The sequence below is a fragment of the Cupriavidus sp. KK10 genome (genome assembly GCF_018223725.1).
Taxonomy (GTDB): domain Bacteria; phylum Pseudomonadota; class Gammaproteobacteria; order Burkholderiales; family Burkholderiaceae; genus Cupriavidus; species Cupriavidus necator.
Genome location: NZ_CP073678.1, coordinates 328,682 through 343,944, shown reverse-complemented (window position 1 = coordinate 343,944; position 15,263 = coordinate 328,682). Strand labels below are relative to the sequence as shown.

Sequence of the window (15,263 nt, the reverse complement as noted above, 5' to 3'; positions counted from 1 at the left end):
GCGCCGCCCGTCTGGCTTGGCTTACTGGTTGCGGCCGCGCAGCAGCGCGGTGGTGACCTCGGCGATATGACGACCCTGGAAGCGAGCCCCGGCCAGTTCGTTTTCGCTCGGCTGGCGTGAGCCGTCCGCGCCGGCCAGCGTCGTGGCGCCATATGGGGTACCACCCGTGACCTCGTCCATGCGGGTCAGTCCGCTGAACGAGTAGGGGAGGCCCACCGTGATCATTCCGTGGTGCATCAGGCTGGTCAGGACCGAGAAAAGCGTAGTCTCGGCACCCCCGTGCTGGCTGGCCGTCGACACGAAGGCGCCGCCAACCTTGCCGATAAGTTTGCCCGCCGCCCACAGGCCGCCGGTCTGGTCAAAGAAGTTTGCGATCTGTGCCGCAACACGGCCGAAGCGCGTCGGGGTGCCGACTATGATCGCGTCGTAATCGGCCAGCTCCTCGGGACTCGCTACCGGCGCGGCCTGCTCAGTCTTGGCACCAGCCTTGCTGGCGACCTCCGGTGGCATCAGTTCTGGCACGCGCTTGACCGTGGCCACGGCTCCGGCACTGCGTGCACCCTCGGCGATGGCGTTGGCGAGGTGTTCCGTGTGGCCGTAGGTGGAGTAGTAGAGGACGAGGACTTTTGGTTTCATGTTGGCTTCCTTTGCGGCGTCTTCCTGATTGAAGGTCGACGCGAACAGTTGCTTGATGAGCTTGAACATTGCATTGATTCCGGTAACGAGCGGTTGCGTCGTTGCAATGGAATGTAGCCGGCGGAATGTGCTGGAAAAACCGTCCCGGCGGAACATGAGTCCATACACGACGTAACAACTGCCGCGGCCCCAGCCAGCCGATGCTCGGGCCCCCTAGCCGACGGCGGCACGCTGGTAGCTGGCACGCCGCCAGGCTGCTGGGGGCCGATGATTACACCGTCGACGGCCGCTATCACGGCGATCCGTTTGTCGCAAAATTCTGCGGCCAATGTGGCGCCGAGCATCCGGCCAGCCACGTGGAAGGAATCGGCGACGAGGCGATCCGCTGCAACAACTGTGGTGCGGAAGTCAGCGCCTTTCGCTTCAGTCACGGATACGTTATCGTGCTCGACCACGAGAACCAGGTTAGCCTGATGGTCAACCAGGAGGTCGCGAATCGGCTGGCTGGCAAGGCACCGGAGATGTCCGCGCTGCCGGGACTGTCGGCACAGCACTCGATCCTGTCGCTGGCTCGTGCCGACATGGCGGGAGTGGCGTCACGCATGTGGCCGTTCCTGGGCAATATCGGCACGACGCGGGCACGCGATATTCCTGACTCGCACAACTGCGCCGACTTCGGGGCAGTACCTGGTCGGTGCGCCGCACCGCTTTGCAATGAGCACCGAAGAACTGCACGCCGCCAAGACCGATGGCCACATGGATACCAACTCGGTGCGCGAGGGCGCGATCCTGATCTGTCCGGTCAGGGTGCCGGGCGTCGGTGTGTATCTTGGCGACATGGACGCCCAGCAAGGCAATGGCGAGATAGCCGGACACGCCACGGACGTGTCTGGCTAAGCCGAGCTGGAGGTCGAGGTGATCAAGCATCTGACGATCGACGGCCCGATCCTGCTGCAGAATCTTGAGGGCTGCCACCGCTGGCCAGACCGATGTCGAAAGAGGAGCGACAGAAGGTTCGCGAGCTTGGCGCGCGCTGTGGGAAGATCGAGATCGAGGATCCGGCGCCGATCACTTTCGTCGGCAGCGGCGTCGATCTGAATGTAGCGACGAAGAACGGGTTGCAACGCGCGGCCGATGTAACCGGCTTGCCTTACGACGAAGTGCTGAATCGCGCCACCATCACCGGGTCGATCGATATCAGCAGGTTACCCGGTACGATTCGCGTGACCTTCCTGTGTCCGCTGAAGGTGCTCGACCGAATTGGCATCGGGCATCTGGTGCGAGAAAAATACCTGCTTGACTGATGCAGCGACCGGCCGCAGGCATCCGCCGGCAGCCGGTTTGCTCAGGGCCAATCAGGTGCGATCAGCGGGCTTTCGCCCAGCGGTCCAGCACGGCGCACGCGAGCAGCAGGCCGCTGGTCGCGAAGAACACCGCGCGCATGCCGACATGCACACCGATCTGGCCGCCAATCAAGGGGCCGATCACCTGCCCAGCGAACTGGGCCGATTGCAGGTAGCCGAGCATCTTGCCCGACTGGTTTTCGTTGACCGACTGGCGCACGAGCTTGGCGATGCTCGGCAGCAGACCGGCCAGCGTCATGCCCATCAAGCCGCGCAAGATCGCCAGCGTCCACCAGTTCTGCACGAAAGCCTGCGGAATCATGACAATGGCCGTCGCCACCAGGCAACCAATGATGACTTTCCAGGCGCCGATTCGGTCAGCCAGCGCGCCAAGCCGTGAAGCGGTCATGACGCTGCCAAACGCCGAGCTCGCCATGACGATTCCTGCGGTGCTGGCCAACTGCGAATGAGGCACGCCGAGTTGACCAATGTAGATCGTGATGATGGGTTCAATCGACATGTTGGAAAGCAGCACCATGGTCGCGGTTACCAGAAGTGCGATTAAGGGAAGGCGGGAGGTGTGCTGGCGCACGCCCGTGTCGGCAGGGAGGCCATCTGTCCGCTTCGCCGGCCGCTGAAAATCCTCGCGTACCACAAGGATGGTCAGCAACGCCGCCACCGCGATGACCGCACCGCCCGCAAAAAAGGTGCCTCGAATACCAATCAGGTTCGGCAGCAGGCCGCCGACGAGAGGGCCAACCAGGTTGCCGACAAGTGCACCGCTGGACAGCACGCCAAGCGCCCATCCCGCGCGGTCGGGCGGTGCCTGCGTGCCGATCATGACCGTGGCTGCGGACGCATAGCCCCCGATCAGGCCCGCCGCAAACCGCAGGGCGACGAGTTCATAGACGTTGTGCGCAAGTCCGATCATCGACATCACGATGGCCATACCCACCGCAGCGCGAACCAGCATCGGCTTGCGCCCGAAGCGATCTGCCAATCGTCCCCAGAGGGGCGCGGTGATGGCGGTCGCCAGGAAGGGTTGCGGAACACGTAGACCGCCTGCGCGAACGGATCCAGCCCCAGCGATTGCTCGATAAGCGCCGACAGACCGTTGATGCTCTTGCGGAAGTCCACTGCTTCCCGGTGGAGGTAGACCTTCAGCCCTTCGTCGAAGCGGAACATCAGCTCGCTCCCAACGCTTCGATCATTGCCTTTACGAGCTCACCGTCGCGCCCACCGCATGCGAGCTCAACCGTCACGCCGTTTGGCAACTTCGCGCTCAGCAGCGCCACTGGTCGCGATGGCTGAGGTTGTGGTTCAACGGCGACGGCCATCGGCGGATGCGGGGCCACGACCACCGTCTGAGCGAAGGCCGCGGAACACGGTTCGCTGGCAGCGTTCGTTCCGGTTGTTCAGGAAGCTCGGTCTCCGGAAGCCTCTGTTGCCGAGATTCCGAACTTTATGGCCTAGGTTTTCCCGCGTCGACCAGGCGATAGAGCGGGATCGTCTTATCCACGTTGTGAGCCGTGTGCTGGAAGATCGAGGGGGTAGTCTAGGCTCACCGTCAACTTGAGCGGTGAGCCAGCATTATCTCAACGATGCGGATGGGTGAAACGTTCCTCGTAGAGGATTGCAAACTGGTTCATGGCAGCCTTCCAGTCGTGCGTTGAACTGCCCCACTTCCCGGTGATGTTGCGCAGGGCCAGCCACAGCAGCTTGGTCGCAGCTTCATCGCTGGGGAAGTGGCCCCGTGTCTTGATGTTCGTGCGCAGCTGTGCGTTGATGCTCTCGATGGCGTCGTGTAAATGATCTTGCGGATCGCTGGCGGGAACATAAAGAACGGGATCGCCTGATCGCAGGCACGACGCCCGGATGCGCCGATCGGTGCGTACCGCTGACCCCATTCCCCTTGCTCGAAGGCCGCCAGCTCGGCCAGCGCAGCTTCGACAGTGGGTGCCGTGTACACGGGCTTGAGCGCCGCCGCCACGGCCCGGCGTTCCTTCCAACTGGCGTACTCCAGGCTGTTGCGGATCAGATGCACGATGCAGGTCTGCAGCGTCGTATTCGGGAACACCGCATTCAGGGCCTGTTCCATGCCTCTGAGCCCATCAGTGACAGCAATCAGGATGTCCTGTGTGCCGCGAGTCTTCAGGTCGTTGAACACCTTCATCCAGAACTTGGCGCCTTCGGTAGTCTCGATCCACAGGCCCAGGATGTCGCGCGTGCCGTCCGGCAGCACGCCCAAGGCCAGGTAGACGGCCTTGTTGCGCACCACGCCGTCCTCGCGCATCTTGACCCGCAGCGCGTCGAAGAACACCACTGGGTACATCACTTCCAGCGGGCGCGACTGCCAGGTGATTACCTCATCCATGACTGCGTCGGTCACCGAACTGATGAACTCGGGCGACACTTCGGTGCCGTACTGCTCGGCCAGAAACGCCTGGATCTCGCGTATGGTCATGCCGCGGGCGTACATGGCGATGATCTTGTCGTCGAACCCGGTAAAGCGCCGCTCGTGTTTGGGAATCAGGATCGGATCGAAGCTGCCATCGCGGTCGCGTGGGATATCCACCCGCAGTGGGCCGTCATCGGTCAAGACCGTCTTGGCGCTCTTGCCATTGCGCTGATTGGCCGTGCCGGCTGGGCGCTCAGCACCAGCCGGGTAGCCCAGATGATGGCCCAGTTCAGCGCCCAGGGCGCGCTCGATCAGGGCCTTCTTGAACGCCATCGAGGCGTCCTGGACCGCCTCAGCGGTCATCGGACCCTTGACGAAATGCGCGATCAGGTCCTCGGGAATGGTCGGCAGCTCCCCGGTCAGCGGCCTGGCTCGTCTTGGTTTTGCGTGGCATACATGCTCCTTGGTGACATGTTATGCCCTAAACACAAAATTTCTGACAGGCCCTGACGAAGGCCATCACGAGGTTCCAGACGACGAACGGCAGGGCCACCTACGACACGCCATGCGAGCGCAGCGACGCGCGCCTCCAACGCTCCCGTGCGAGCGCAGCGAGGCACGATCCAGACTGGAGTTCTGAGACGCGCGCAGCGCAGCCAAAGGCGAACAGCAGCAGGGGCCACGTGCAGTTTCGGGGTTCGTTCAATCAGCACGTCAATCCGTGGCCGCCGCGGAGTTCTACGTGGCAGGCAGGCCCCGCATGCTGTGAAGTAGAACCCCAAATCCCCAAGAAATCCCCCGCTCACATCCCCTTTTTTGTACCCGTTTGTATCCTCCCCCCCAACCCGATACACCCAATGACGCAAACGCCTTCCAAACGCTAACCCCGCGATACATCGGTCTCCTTAAATACGTTCCGTGCCCGGCAGTGCACAGCAACGCTGAGAACCCGGAAGCGCAATACCAGATGAACATCTCTCCAAGGAAACCGATCATGAACACCAACATCGCCAAGCGTCTTGTCCTTATCGTCGCCCTGCTGGCCGGCGCCGCCGGCGCGCACGCCACGTCCTCCAACATCAGCGCGCGCGACCCGTACACCGATGGCGCCCGCACGGTGCAGGGAGCCCGTGACCCGTACACCGATGGCGCCCGCACGGTGCAGGGAGCCCGTGACCCGTACACTGACGGTGCGCGCAATGTCGATCCGCACGATCACGGCGAGCGGTTCCTGGCGGGCATGGACCGGACCGGCGTGTCGGCGCAGCCTGCAGGCAGCGCGGACCCCTATCTCGACGGCGCCTACGCCTGACATGCATCACGGCCATGCCGTGCCGTGATCTCTTGCCCCCGGGTGTCACGCCCCGGGCGCTTTCCAGCCCCTCTACATGTGAAGCATCCGCCGGGCTTTGTATCCGCGTGTATCGGCAGGCCGCTGCGACATGAAGCGATGCAAAGGCGAGTCCTCGTGAAACGGCGGAGATACGCGCAGGGGCTGAAATACTGGCTATCGAATCCGAGGCCTGCTTTCCACGGGTCAGCATCATGCGCACGTTATTTCGCATCGCAATCGCCGCGGCCGTCATTGCCGTAGCTTGCTTCATAGGTCTTGGCCGTACCGGGCTTGGGCCCACGGTGGGCGACCAGGGTCGCGCGCCGGAGTTCGGCGGCATCGACCAATGGCTGAACTCGCCTCCGCTCACGATGGAGTCGCTGCGCGGCAAGGTCGTGCTGATCGACTTCTGGACCTACTCCTGCGGCAACTGCATCAACACGCTGCCGTACCTCAAGCAGTGGCACGAGAAGTACAAGGACCAGGGACTGGTCATCGTGGGCGTGCATACGCCGGAGTTTCCGTTCGAGAAATCGACCGGGAACTTGAAGGAGGCGCTGAAGCGCTACGACATCCGCTACCCGGTCGCGCAGGACAATGGCTACGCGATGTGGTCGGCGTACCGCAACCAGTACTGGCCCGCCACGTACCTCATCGATGCCAACGGCCATATCGTCTACCAGCACTATGGCGAGGGCAGCTACGACGAGACGGAGGCGACCATCCGCAAGCTGCTGGCCGAACGCCCGCACGCCTGATGCACATCCCTGAGCCTTCCCTGCGCCTGGCGCACCGACCTATCCCGCGCGCCGGCAGGAGCGCACCAAGTACCTCGCCTCCAGGGCGACTGCTGTACCGGCGATCCGCGACCCGGGCTGGCCAGGAATTGACCAGCCCGGGTCGCGTCGCCCATTCCCAAGAGCCTGAAACACCAACACGATAGGAAATCCAATCCAATGAAGAGGACCCTCGTCATCGTCACCACTTCGGTGGTGGCTACCGCCGCGCACGCCCAGACAAGCGTTACCCTGTTCGGTATCGCAGATGCCGGCATCGAATACAACAGCAATGCAGGGCGATCCGGCGACAACCTTTTCCGGGTGAGCTCCGGCAACCAGTCCGGCTCGCGCTGGGGCTTGCGAGGGGTAGAGGACCTGGGCGGCGGGCTGAAGGGGATATTCCACCTGGAGAGCGGCTTCGACCTGGATACGGGCAACTCGACGCAGGGCGGACGGCTGTTCGGCCGCAATGCGTACGTGGGACTCGAAAGCGGATCCGGCTCGCTGCTGTTCGGCCGCCAGCAGACGTCCCTGCGCGACTTCGGCAACGTCTATGATCCCGCCGCGATCGCCGACCGCTATGGGATTCTCTCGATCGCACCGGAATTCGCTGCCCGCGCCGACAACGCGGTCAAGTATGTCGGCAAGTTCGGCGGACTGACAGCGTCGGCGTTCTACTCGTTCCAGTCCAATGGCAACGAGGTGGCCGGCAAGAACGTGTTCGGCCGCGATTTCGGCGCCTACCTCTCCTATGCCAGCGGTCCGTTCTCGGTGGGCTTGGCTTACGACGACGCCCATACCGGCACCACCGCGGACCAGGCGCCGGTCCTGCGTCGCTATGCGGTCGCGGGCACGTATGCGGCGGGCCAGGCCAAGGTGTTCGCCGGATACCGCCTCGCCAAGGCACTGAACGGCGCCACGCTGCCGGGCGCGCAGGCCGCCAATGCCGGCTCGAACCTGTACTGGGCGGGCCTGGCGTACAAGTTCACGCCGGCGTTCAGCCTGACCAGCGCGGCTTACTACCAGGACTTCCGTCAGACCGGTGCCGATCCGTGGCAGTTCGTGGTGACGGGCGACTATGCGCTGTCCAAGCGCACCGATCTCTATGCCTCCGTGTCGTACGCGCTGAACAAGGACAACTCGTACCTGGGCGTGAACGGCTACAACAGCGGCTCAGGATCCACCGCCGTCTACAACATCGAACCCGGCAAGAACCAGTTCGGCGGCGTGGTGGGCGTCCGTCACCGCTTCTGACCCGCTGTTTCCTGAAGATCCCCGTTGCTCCCGCCGGTGCCGGAAAGCACTGGCGGGGGCTATCTTGCCTTGCATTCCCCACAGCGCGTACCGCCATCATCCGCCCGGTTTCAGCGCCTTGCCCCTCGCGCTCCTTCCCAAATTCGTTCCTGCCGCGCAAAAGAGACTGTGCACGCTGAGCATTCAACGCCGGGGCGTCTTCCCCAAGATTGGTATCCATCGGTCGCAGCGACTCGATTGGCAAAGACAGCCAGATCCCATTCACTGACTTACGTAGAGGTGTGCAAATGAGTGCTTCGCAAAAGATTGCCGTGGTTACCGGCGCTTCCCAGGGTATTGGTGCCGAACTGGTCAAGGCCTTCCGCGAACGTGGCTACGGCGTGGTGGCCACGGCGCGCAGCATCCGGCCGTCCGACGATCCGCAGGTCGTCACCGTGGCGGGCGACATCGGCGATCCGGCCACCGCGCGCCACGTGATCGAGACTGCGCTGGAGAGGTTCGGGCGCATCGACACGCTGGTGAACAACACCGGCATCTTCATCGCCAAGCCGTTCACCGCGTACACGGCCGAGGACTACGCGGCGGTGCTCAATGTGAACGTGTCGGGCTTCTTCCACATCACGCAGCTGGCCATCGCGCAGATGGAAAAGCAGCGCAGCGGCCACGTGGTGAGCATCACCACGAGCCTGGCCGATCACGCGATCAGCGGCGTGCCGTCGGTGCTGGCCTCGCTCAGCAAGGGCGGGCTGAACGGCGCGACGAAGTCGCTGGCGATCGAGTATGCAAAGACGGGCATCCGCGTGAACGCTGTGGCGCCGGGCGTGATCAAGTCGCCGATGCACGCGCCGGAGACACACGAGGCGCTTGGCGCGCTGCACCCGGTCGGCCACATGGGCGAGATGAACGACATCACGCAGGCCGTGCTGTACCTGGACAATGCGCCGTTCGTGACAGGCGAGATCCTGCACGTGGACGGCGGGCAGAGCGCCGGACACTGAGCGCCATCGCGCGGCAAGGGGCCCGCCTTGGGCGCCTTGCCCCGGGGAGCGGCCAGGCCGCCTCCATCCATGCCCGAAGCGCGCACGCACAGCCGTTGCGCGCCGAATTCAGCCGGCATGCCGGCTAACTGTCCCGGTGATACCTCACATCAATACAAATCGTTAGTGCACTTGCAATGGCTTGGCTAGCATTTTCAGCATGTGTGATATCGCCGGTCGCCCGCGATCGACATCAGGGCGCTTACGATGAACAACGCCGCAGACGCCGCAGACGCCGCAGACGCCGCAGACGCCGCAGACGCCGCAGACGGCGTACATGTCGGCATGCGCTCGGTATTCTTCGTGACCAGTGCCCTGCTGCGGGCGTGTGCCGCGCTTGGACGCTGGGTCAGGGACCGCTGAACATGCCCGGCGCCAAAGCGCCGGGCATTCGTGCATGCTCAGTCCTGTTCGATCTCGTATTTCTCCCGCACCAGGTGTCCGATCCCCATTCGGTCCAGCACGGGCAGCGGGCACAGGAAGGTGACGCGGACCGTGCCGGGAAGCCGGCTGATGTCGATCGACCCGGTGATCGTCGCGCGGTTGAGCACTTCGTCGTAGGGCAGGCTCGTCACGTCGGCGGCACGCTGCAGGCCGTTCTTCGTCGCCGCGTTGAGGTCGACGCCGCTGCCGATGAAGGTGACCGGAGCAGAGACCTCGACTTCCGCGTGGCCCCAGCGCTTGCCCAGTTCCCGCGCCTTCTGCCGTTCTGCCTTCGACATCGGGCGCGCCAGCGGCGGCAGGTCCTCGACGTTCTGCAGCAGGATCGGGCCGCTGATCGTCAGCCCCTTGATGACCTCGACCGTCAGTTCCGTTTCGCCCGACACGTCGGTGGCATGGCCCGCGATCTCGCCATTGCCCTGCTGGGCGTGCATGTCGCCCAGGTACACCCCGGCGCCCGGCACCTTGACCGGGCTGATCACAATACAGCCGGCGCGGACGGAATTGGTGTCCATGTGGCCGTCGGTCTTGGCCTCGTGCAGCGCCTCGGTGCTCAGCGCGAACCGGTGCGGCGCGCCGACCAGGTACTGCCCGAAGTCCGCGCAGTTGTGCGAGTCGGGAATGTCCCGCGACGGCGTCGTGCCGATATTTCCCAGGAACGGCCGCATGCGGGACGCCACGCCCGGCATGTCGGCGCGCGCCAGCGACAGGATCGAATGCTGCGCGGCCAGTTCGGGCAGCGCGGACATCTCCGGCGCCTTGCCGGCCAGCCGGTTCGCCACCTCCTGGTTGACCGTCAGGCTGATGTGGTTCTCCTGGTCCAGCACGATGACGTAGCCGTGGCTGAAGCGGAAGGCACTCACCTCCGCGCCGCAATGACTGCACCGGATCGCCGCCTCGCCGATGCCCTCGACATGGCTGGCGGGGTGCTCGGTGCCACACTGGCCGCAGAACTTGGCGACGAACGGGTCGCCGTGGTAGCGGCCTTCGACGAACTCCATCACCCCGGATGAGGTCGCGAACGAGGTCACCGTCATCCGCCGGATCTTCAGCGCCACGGCGTCGCCGACTTCGGCCCCGGCGACGGCGACGGGTTGCGTGACCTCGTGACCGCCCTCGAATGACGGCGTGATCATCGGCCCCCAGCAGCCGGGCGGCGTACCGGCGACCAGCGTGCCGCCGTCGGCCAGCGGCCCCAGCATCGGCTGGCCGGGCCCGATCAGGCCCTGCGTGTAGGTCTGGACCCGCAGCCAGTCGACGGCTTCGGTATTGGCGATGCTGTTGCGCGATTCGGATGTCATGTCTTGCTGTCTCCTGAGACTTGCTGCCTGATTGGTGGTTGGGTTGCCTACGTGCGCCACTTGCCGCCACGTACGAGCTCGGTCACGGCGTCGGCGAAGGCTTCGGGGGCTTCCTGCGGAAGGTTGTGGCCCACGCCGGGGACCTGGCGATGGGTGCGCGGGCCGGTGAAGCGGGCGGCCGAGGCCTTGCCGTCGGTGGCGGGCACCACGCCGTCGGCGGTGCCGTCCAGCGTGATGGTCGGCACAGGAATCGGCGGGATCGCCGCGAGCTTCTTCTCGGTAGCCTCGTGCAGCGGATAGCCCGGCGCCAGGCCAAGGCGGTGCCGGTACGAATGGATCACGATGTCGACATAGTCCGGATTGTCGAACGCCTCGGCAGCGCGCAGGAACGTCTGGTCATCGAACTGCCAGGTCGGCGAGTTGTTCTTCCACAGGATGCGGGCGATGTCGCGGCGGCCGGCCTCCAGCCCCGCGCGGCCGCGCTCAGTCTGGAAGTAGTACTGGTACCAGAGGCCGTGCTCGACCGGCGCCGGCAGCGGTGCCGTGGCGCGGGCGATGTCCTGGATCAGGTAGCTGTTGACGGACACCAGCCCCACGCAGCGTGTCGGACGCACCGCCGCCACGACGCAGGCGGCGCGCCCGCCCCAGTCGTAGCCGGCCAGCACGGCCTCGGGAATGTGCAGCGCATCCATCAGCGCGATCACATCCTCGCCGATGGCCGCCTGCTGCCCAGCGCGCGGCGTGGCGGCATCGCGGATGCGCGTGGTGCCGTGACCGCGCAGGTGCGGGACGATGACGCGAAAGCCGCGATCCGCCAGGATCGGGGCGACATCCACATAGCTGTGGATGTCGTACGGGAATCCATGCAGCAGGATCACGGGACGGCCCTTCTCCGGGCCGGTCTCGTGATAGCCGATATCGAGATAGTCGGTGCGCACCTGCCGCACCGGCATGCGCTTCAGCGGGGAGGCCGCTGCTGCAGCACTGGCGGCCGGCGATGCCAGCACGTGGCAAGCGGCAGCCATGGTGGCGCCTGCCAGGCCGGACAGCAGCAGCCGGCGACGGGATTGGAACTGGTTGCTCACTGCGTCTTTGCTCCGGGTTGGATGGTGGAGAATGGTCAGACCACTTCTATGCGTGCGATGAGGTCGCTGCCGAGCCAGTTGCCCAGCAGGGCACCAGCCCTGGCGATGCCGTCGTCCTCGCCAAGACGTTCGACCAGCCACTCGCACAACGTGTCGAAGCGGCCGTCGTTCTGCATGAGGGTGAGCGCGTCGCGCTCGAGGGCGTCGACCTGGTGCAGGTAGCAGCCAAAGGCTCGGCGCCACACGACGAGGCCCGCCGGTGCCGCCAGCATTTCGCTCTCGGGCAGCGCCACGCCGTCGCTGAGGGCGCTCCACGTATCCCCCGCGTTGGTCGTCGCGGTGCGGATGCGGACGGACGGCGCCAGCACCAGCCGGGCGGCATCCCAGTCGACGTCCTGCAGCGCATCCGGCGCCAGCGGCGCGGCGTCAGCGGCGATGAAGGACTGGGACATCGCGTGCTCGATCCACGCGAGCTCGTGCAGATCGGGGTTGTCGGGATAGCGTGCGGCCAGCGTTTCACCAAAGCCGTCCGCATAGGCATCGAGCGTCCAGGCATGCGGCGGATGGCTGGCGATATGCGCAACGGCGGTGGCGAGAAAGGCTTCATCACCCATCCACTCGTGCACGCGCGGATATGAAGTCTCGAGGCAGCCGACGAGCTGCGCCCGGTAGTTGTTCTGGTAGACCGCCAGGCCGCCCGTGGCAGCCGGCGCGATGCGCTGCGCCGCATCGGGCGATGTCGTGGTCAGCCAGGCATGGAAATCCTTCTGCAATGCGGCGAGGCTCATGCGGCTTCTCCTCCGATGGTGCGCGCGACCGCAAGCTCGTCGAGCAACTCGGCGAGCGGCGGGATGTTCCCGTCGCGCTCGATCATGGTTGCGACGGCGCCGACGCGGGACCGCACGCGGGCGTACAGTTGCCAGACTGCGTCGCAGACCGCGCTGTCATGCGTGTCGATCAGCAGCTCGGGCCCCTGGGTATGTCCGGCGAGGTGGATCTGGCGCACATGCGCCGCGGGAATGCCGTCGACGAAGGCATGCGCGTCGAAACTGTGATTGGTTGCGCTGACGTAGATGTTGTTGACGTCGAGCAGCAGGCCGCAGCCGGTACGCTCGCACATCGCCGCCAGGAACTCCCATTCGGTCATGCCGCCGGGAAAGGCGAGATAGCTCGAGGGGTTCTCGAACAGCATGGCGCGGCCGAGCACGTCCTGCGCCACCGCGATGTTGCCGCAGACGACATCGAGTGCCTCTTCAGTGTAAGGCAGCGGCAGCAGGTCGTGGGAATTGAAGCCGTCGATGCGGGACCAGCTCAGGTGGTCGGATACGTACAGCGGTTCGATCTCGTCGGCCAGCGCCTTCAGGCGCCGCAGGTATTTGCGGTCGAGTCCGTCGGAAGAGCCGATCGACATCGACACACCGTGCAGGACCACCGGATAGCGGCCGCGCACCTCGCGCAGCACATGGCGCGGCCGTCCGCCGTCGACCATGAAATTCTCGGAGATCACTTCGACGAAATCGACCGGGACTTCGGTCTCGAGGAAGTCCTGGTAGTGTTCCTTGCGCAGGCCAAGGCCATAGCCTGCGACCGGTTGACTGAGTACTGGCATGGGGATGCTCACGGCAGTGCGAGGAGGGTGGGGAAGGTCCCCGGCGGCCTGTGCCGCCGGGGAGCTTTCCGGCGCTGCTTGCAGCGGTTACTTCGGCTCGGTCAGGGTGCCGCCTTCCTTCAGGCACACCGACGCCGGCTTGACCAGCACGCCCTTGCCCTTGCACTCGTTCAGGCCGGCGCAGTCGTTGCTGGCGGTGGCGCACAGGCTGGTGCCCTTGCAGGAATTGACGCCGTAGCAGCGGCCCGGCTCGTCGCCGCCGGCCGAGGCGGCGCGGGCCGGCGCGGTCATCGACAGGGAGGCCAGTGCAACGAGGGCGGTGGCGGCGGCCAGGGCGGCGCGGGACTTCTTGGTCATGCTCATGATGAATTCTCCAGATTGGATTGGGAAAGAAACAAACAGATGAGCCGCTACTGGACGTTGCGCGCGGCTTCCTCGATCACCTGCGCAACCGCTTCCGGCTGCGAGATGTGAACGGCGTGGCTGGACTTGACCTCGGTCACCTTCGAGCCGGCGCGCTTGTACATCATGCGCTGCAGGTCAGGGTTCACCAGCCGGTCTTCCGTGGCGACGATTGCGTAGGTGGGCTTGTCGTGCCATGCGGCGGTCCAGATGTTTCCGGCGTACAGCGCGTCGGGCACCGCCAGCTGCGAAGCCGCCATGAAGTTGGTGCGATTGACCTTGAGGTCGGCTGCGTAGTCCGCGTTGAAGCGGTCCGGATCGATGTACAGGTGGCCATCGCGCGTCGAGCGCACGCTGGCCGCGCCGGCTGCCGGCTTGGAAGCGTTGAGCTGCTTCACGCCTTCGCCGACGTCCGGCTGGTAGGCGGCGACGTACACCATCGCCTTCACCTTGGGACGGGCGCCGGCTTCCGAGATGACCAGGCCGCCATAGCCATGGCCGACCACCACGACGGGGCCGAGCTGCATGGCGATCTGGTCGCGTACGACGCCAACGTCGTCGCCGATCGACACGTGCGGCAGCTGCACCACGCTGACCTTGTAGCCCTTGTGGGACAGGATGTCGTGGACCACGCGCCAGCCCGAGCCGTCCTCATGGGCGTCGGATATCAACAGGATGTGTTTGGCACCCGCGGGTGCCGGCGGCGTGGCCGCCGGCGCGAGCGCGGGGATTGCAAGCGCCACCGTGGTGGCGAGCATCGGTATGAACCGCATTGCGTATCTCCGACAGGCCGGAAAGGCCTGCATTGAATGAAGTAGTATCTGGTCCGGCTAGACCTTGCGCAGCACGCAAGGCACGGCGCGATCCAGCGACCAGGCGCCGCCGCCGTATGCCAGCAGCGGAAGGAGCAGGCCGGCCCAGGTCAGGTGGGTCGGCCATGCCGCCGGATACACGAAGATCTCGATCACCGCGGTCATGAGAAGCAGCGCCGCGGCCGAGTAGCGCGTGAACAGGCCCAGCACCAGCAGCACTGGGAACAGGTGCTCCGCCCACGTGGCCATTACCGCGGCCACGTCCGGCGGGATCAGCGGCAATGCGTACTCCGACGCGAACAGCGCGTAGGTGGACGCCTTGATCGTCAGCAGCCCCTCCACCTTGGTCCTTCCCGACAGGAAGAACACCGAGGCGATGCCCAGCCGGGCGACCAGCAGCATCGCGGCATTCACAGCCCTTGCCTTTGCCGCTGTCGCCGCCGACGTTGCCGTTGCCGGGGCCGGTACCATCACCATCGCTTGTTGGCTGGTGCGCGACATCATTGGATCGGCTTGAGGGAGCCGTAGCCCTTGGGCGTCTTGATCGTCGCGCAGGTACCTTTCTCGACCATAGTCCATGCGTCGCCCTGGTAGTCGACCTTGGAGGTGGCGGCGCAGCTGGTGCCGGGGCCGGCGGCACAGTCGTTCTTGCCGGCGAGCGAGACGCCGTAGCACTTCTCCAGGGCCTTGGGCGGCTCGGCAGCGTGGGCGGCGCCGGCAAGGGCGTTGATCGACAGGGCGAGGGTGGCGGCGATAAGGGCCTTCGAGCGGTGCATTGGGTGACTCCGGTTGTCAGGATTGGGATTGGTGGTAGTGGATAAGGCGGGTTCTGC

15 protein-coding genes and 3 pseudogenes are annotated in these 15,263 nt (G+C 65.2%); 6 read left to right on the top strand and 12 right to left on the bottom strand.

The annotated features are described in order from the left end of the window. Nucleotides 1-21: 21 nt before the first annotated feature. Nucleotides 22-636 carry an NAD(P)H:quinone oxidoreductase gene (wrbA, locus tag KB879_RS32805; RefSeq protein WP_211984316.1) on the bottom strand — a complete coding sequence of 205 codons (615 nt, stop codon included), beginning with the start codon at nt 634-636 and terminating at the stop codon, nt 22-24. A gap of 173 nt (nt 637-809) precedes the next feature. On the opposite strand from wrbA, the pseudogene KB879_RS32800 reads away from it, so the two are divergent. Continuing rightward, nucleotides 810-1,940 (top strand): annotated as a pseudogene (locus tag KB879_RS32800) (acetamidase/formamidase family protein); the annotation flags it as partial. A gap of 61 nt (nt 1,941-2,001) precedes the next feature. Here the strand turns inward: KB879_RS32800 and KB879_RS32795 are convergent. From KB879_RS32795 to KB879_RS32785, 3 genes and pseudogenes are all read right to left on the bottom strand, one after another. Beyond that, nucleotides 2,002-3,018 (bottom strand): annotated as a pseudogene (locus KB879_RS32795) (MFS transporter); the annotation flags it as partial. Further along, the gene (tnpB, locus tag KB879_RS32790; RefSeq protein WP_211983625.1) at nt 2,916-3,164 is read right to left on the bottom strand and encodes an IS66 family insertion sequence element accessory protein TnpB; all 249 of its coding nucleotides are present in this window, start codon (nt 3,162-3,164) and stop codon (nt 2,916-2,918) included. The gene tnpB and the pseudogene KB879_RS32795, both read right to left, overlap by 103 nt. A 410-nt stretch (nt 3,165-3,574) precedes the next feature. After that, nucleotides 3,575-4,831, bottom strand: a pseudogene (locus tag KB879_RS32785) (IS256 family transposase). Nucleotides 4,832-5,371: 540 nt separating this feature from the next. Here KB879_RS32785 and KB879_RS32780 point away from each other — a divergent pair. From KB879_RS32780 to KB879_RS32760, 5 genes are all read left to right on the top strand, one after another. Beyond that, complete coding sequence (locus tag KB879_RS32780; RefSeq protein WP_211983624.1) at nt 5,372-5,689, top strand: hydroxyquinol 1,2-dioxygenase; 318 nt, start codon at nt 5,372-5,374, stop codon at nt 5,687-5,689. 233 nt (nt 5,690-5,922) lie between these two features. Continuing rightward, nucleotides 5,923-6,468, top strand: coding sequence for a thioredoxin family protein (locus KB879_RS32775; RefSeq protein ID WP_211983623.1), 546 nt, complete (start codon nt 5,923-5,925; stop codon nt 6,466-6,468). Nucleotides 6,469-6,666: 198 nt separating this feature from the next. Continuing rightward, entirely contained in the window at nt 6,667-7,743 is a 1,077-nt protein-coding gene (locus KB879_RS32770) for a porin (protein WP_211983622.1), read from the top strand. Nucleotides 7,744-8,030: 287 nt separating this feature from the next. Further along, nucleotides 8,031-8,741 (top strand): SDR family NAD(P)-dependent oxidoreductase, encoded by a 711-nt coding sequence (locus KB879_RS32765; protein ID WP_211983621.1) that lies wholly within the window; start codon nt 8,031-8,033, stop codon nt 8,739-8,741. 246 nt (nt 8,742-8,987) lie between these two features. Continuing rightward, nucleotides 8,988-9,143 (top strand): hypothetical protein, encoded by a 156-nt coding sequence (locus KB879_RS32760; RefSeq protein ID WP_211983620.1) that lies wholly within the window; start codon nt 8,988-8,990, stop codon nt 9,141-9,143. Nucleotides 9,144-9,181: 38 nt separating this feature from the next. Here the strand turns inward: KB879_RS32760 and KB879_RS32755 are convergent, their stop codons facing one another. The 8 genes from KB879_RS32755 to KB879_RS32720 form a co-directional block, all read right to left on the bottom strand. Beyond that, nucleotides 9,182-10,522 (bottom strand): acetamidase/formamidase family protein, encoded by a 1,341-nt coding sequence (locus KB879_RS32755; RefSeq protein WP_211983618.1) that lies wholly within the window; start codon nt 10,520-10,522, stop codon nt 9,182-9,184. Between the two features lie 47 nt (nt 10,523-10,569). Beyond that, nucleotides 10,570-11,547 carry an alpha/beta fold hydrolase gene (locus tag KB879_RS32750; protein ID WP_211984314.1) on the bottom strand — a complete coding sequence of 326 codons (978 nt, stop codon included), beginning with the start codon at nt 11,545-11,547 and terminating at the stop codon, nt 10,570-10,572. A 95-nt stretch (nt 11,548-11,642) separates the two neighbouring features. Beyond that, the gene (locus KB879_RS32745) at nt 11,643-12,395 is read right to left on the bottom strand and encodes a DNA-binding domain-containing protein (protein ID WP_211983616.1); all 753 of its coding nucleotides are present in this window, start codon (nt 12,393-12,395) and stop codon (nt 11,643-11,645) included. Then, a complete protein-coding gene (locus KB879_RS32740; protein ID WP_211983614.1) occupies nt 12,392-13,216 on the bottom strand; it encodes a DUF692 domain-containing protein in 825 nt (274 codons plus the stop codon). Before KB879_RS32740 ends, KB879_RS32745 begins: the two co-directional genes overlap by 4 nt. Before the next feature lie 87 nt (nt 13,217-13,303). Beyond that, nucleotides 13,304-13,579 carry a hypothetical protein gene (locus tag KB879_RS32735; protein WP_211983612.1) on the bottom strand — a complete coding sequence of 92 codons (276 nt, stop codon included), beginning with the start codon at nt 13,577-13,579 and terminating at the stop codon, nt 13,304-13,306. Nucleotides 13,580-13,626: 47 nt separating this feature from the next. Further along, on the bottom strand, nt 13,627-14,391 hold the full coding sequence (locus KB879_RS32730) for an alpha/beta hydrolase (protein ID WP_211983610.1): 765 nt from the start codon (nt 14,389-14,391) through the stop codon (nt 13,627-13,629). 57 nt (nt 14,392-14,448) lie between these two features. Further along, a complete protein-coding gene (locus tag KB879_RS32725; RefSeq protein ID WP_249221570.1) occupies nt 14,449-14,832 on the bottom strand; it encodes a DoxX family protein in 384 nt (127 codons plus the stop codon). A gap of 98 nt (nt 14,833-14,930) precedes the next feature. Beyond that, nucleotides 14,931-15,206 (bottom strand): DUF2282 domain-containing protein, encoded by a 276-nt coding sequence (locus KB879_RS32720; RefSeq protein ID WP_211983608.1) that lies wholly within the window; start codon nt 15,204-15,206, stop codon nt 14,931-14,933. Nucleotides 15,207-15,263: the final 57 nt, after the last annotated feature.

Excerpts from the sequence above, each read along its gene's own strand:
- wrbA (WP_211984316.1), bottom strand. The coding sequence starts at position 636 with ATGAAACCAAAAGTCCTCGTCCTCTACTACTCCACCTACGGCCACACG.
- tnpB (WP_211983625.1), bottom strand. The coding sequence starts at position 3,164 with ATGTTCCGCTTCGACGAAGGGCTGAAGGTCTACCTCCACCGGGAAGCA.
- KB879_RS32780 (WP_211983624.1), top strand. The coding sequence starts at position 5,372 with ATGAACACCAACATCGCCAAGCGTCTTGTCCTTATCGTCGCCCTGCTG.
- KB879_RS32775 (WP_211983623.1), top strand. The coding sequence starts at position 5,923 with ATGCGCACGTTATTTCGCATCGCAATCGCCGCGGCCGTCATTGCCGTA.
- KB879_RS32770 (WP_211983622.1), top strand. The coding sequence starts at position 6,667 with ATGAAGAGGACCCTCGTCATCGTCACCACTTCGGTGGTGGCTACCGCC.
- KB879_RS32765 (WP_211983621.1), top strand. The coding sequence starts at position 8,031 with ATGAGTGCTTCGCAAAAGATTGCCGTGGTTACCGGCGCTTCCCAGGGT.
- KB879_RS32760 (WP_211983620.1), top strand. The coding sequence starts at position 8,988 with ATGAACAACGCCGCAGACGCCGCAGACGCCGCAGACGCCGCAGACGCC.
- KB879_RS32755 (WP_211983618.1), bottom strand. The coding sequence starts at position 10,522 with ATGACATCCGAATCGCGCAACAGCATCGCCAATACCGAAGCCGTCGAC.
- KB879_RS32750 (WP_211984314.1), bottom strand. The coding sequence starts at position 11,547 with ATGGCTGCCGCTTGCCACGTGCTGGCATCGCCGGCCGCCAGTGCTGCA.
- KB879_RS32745 (WP_211983616.1), bottom strand. The coding sequence starts at position 12,395 with ATGAGCCTCGCCGCATTGCAGAAGGATTTCCATGCCTGGCTGACCACG.
- KB879_RS32740 (WP_211983614.1), bottom strand. The coding sequence starts at position 13,216 with ATGCCAGTACTCAGTCAACCGGTCGCAGGCTATGGCCTTGGCCTGCGC.
- KB879_RS32735 (WP_211983612.1), bottom strand. The coding sequence starts at position 13,579 with ATGAGCATGACCAAGAAGTCCCGCGCCGCCCTGGCCGCCGCCACCGCC.
- KB879_RS32730 (WP_211983610.1), bottom strand. The coding sequence starts at position 14,391 with ATGCGGTTCATACCGATGCTCGCCACCACGGTGGCGCTTGCAATCCCC.
- KB879_RS32725 (WP_249221570.1), bottom strand. The coding sequence starts at position 14,832 with ATGCTGCTGGTCGCCCGGCTGGGCATCGCCTCGGTGTTCTTCCTGTCG.
- KB879_RS32720 (WP_211983608.1), bottom strand. The coding sequence starts at position 15,206 with ATGCACCGCTCGAAGGCCCTTATCGCCGCCACCCTCGCCCTGTCGATC.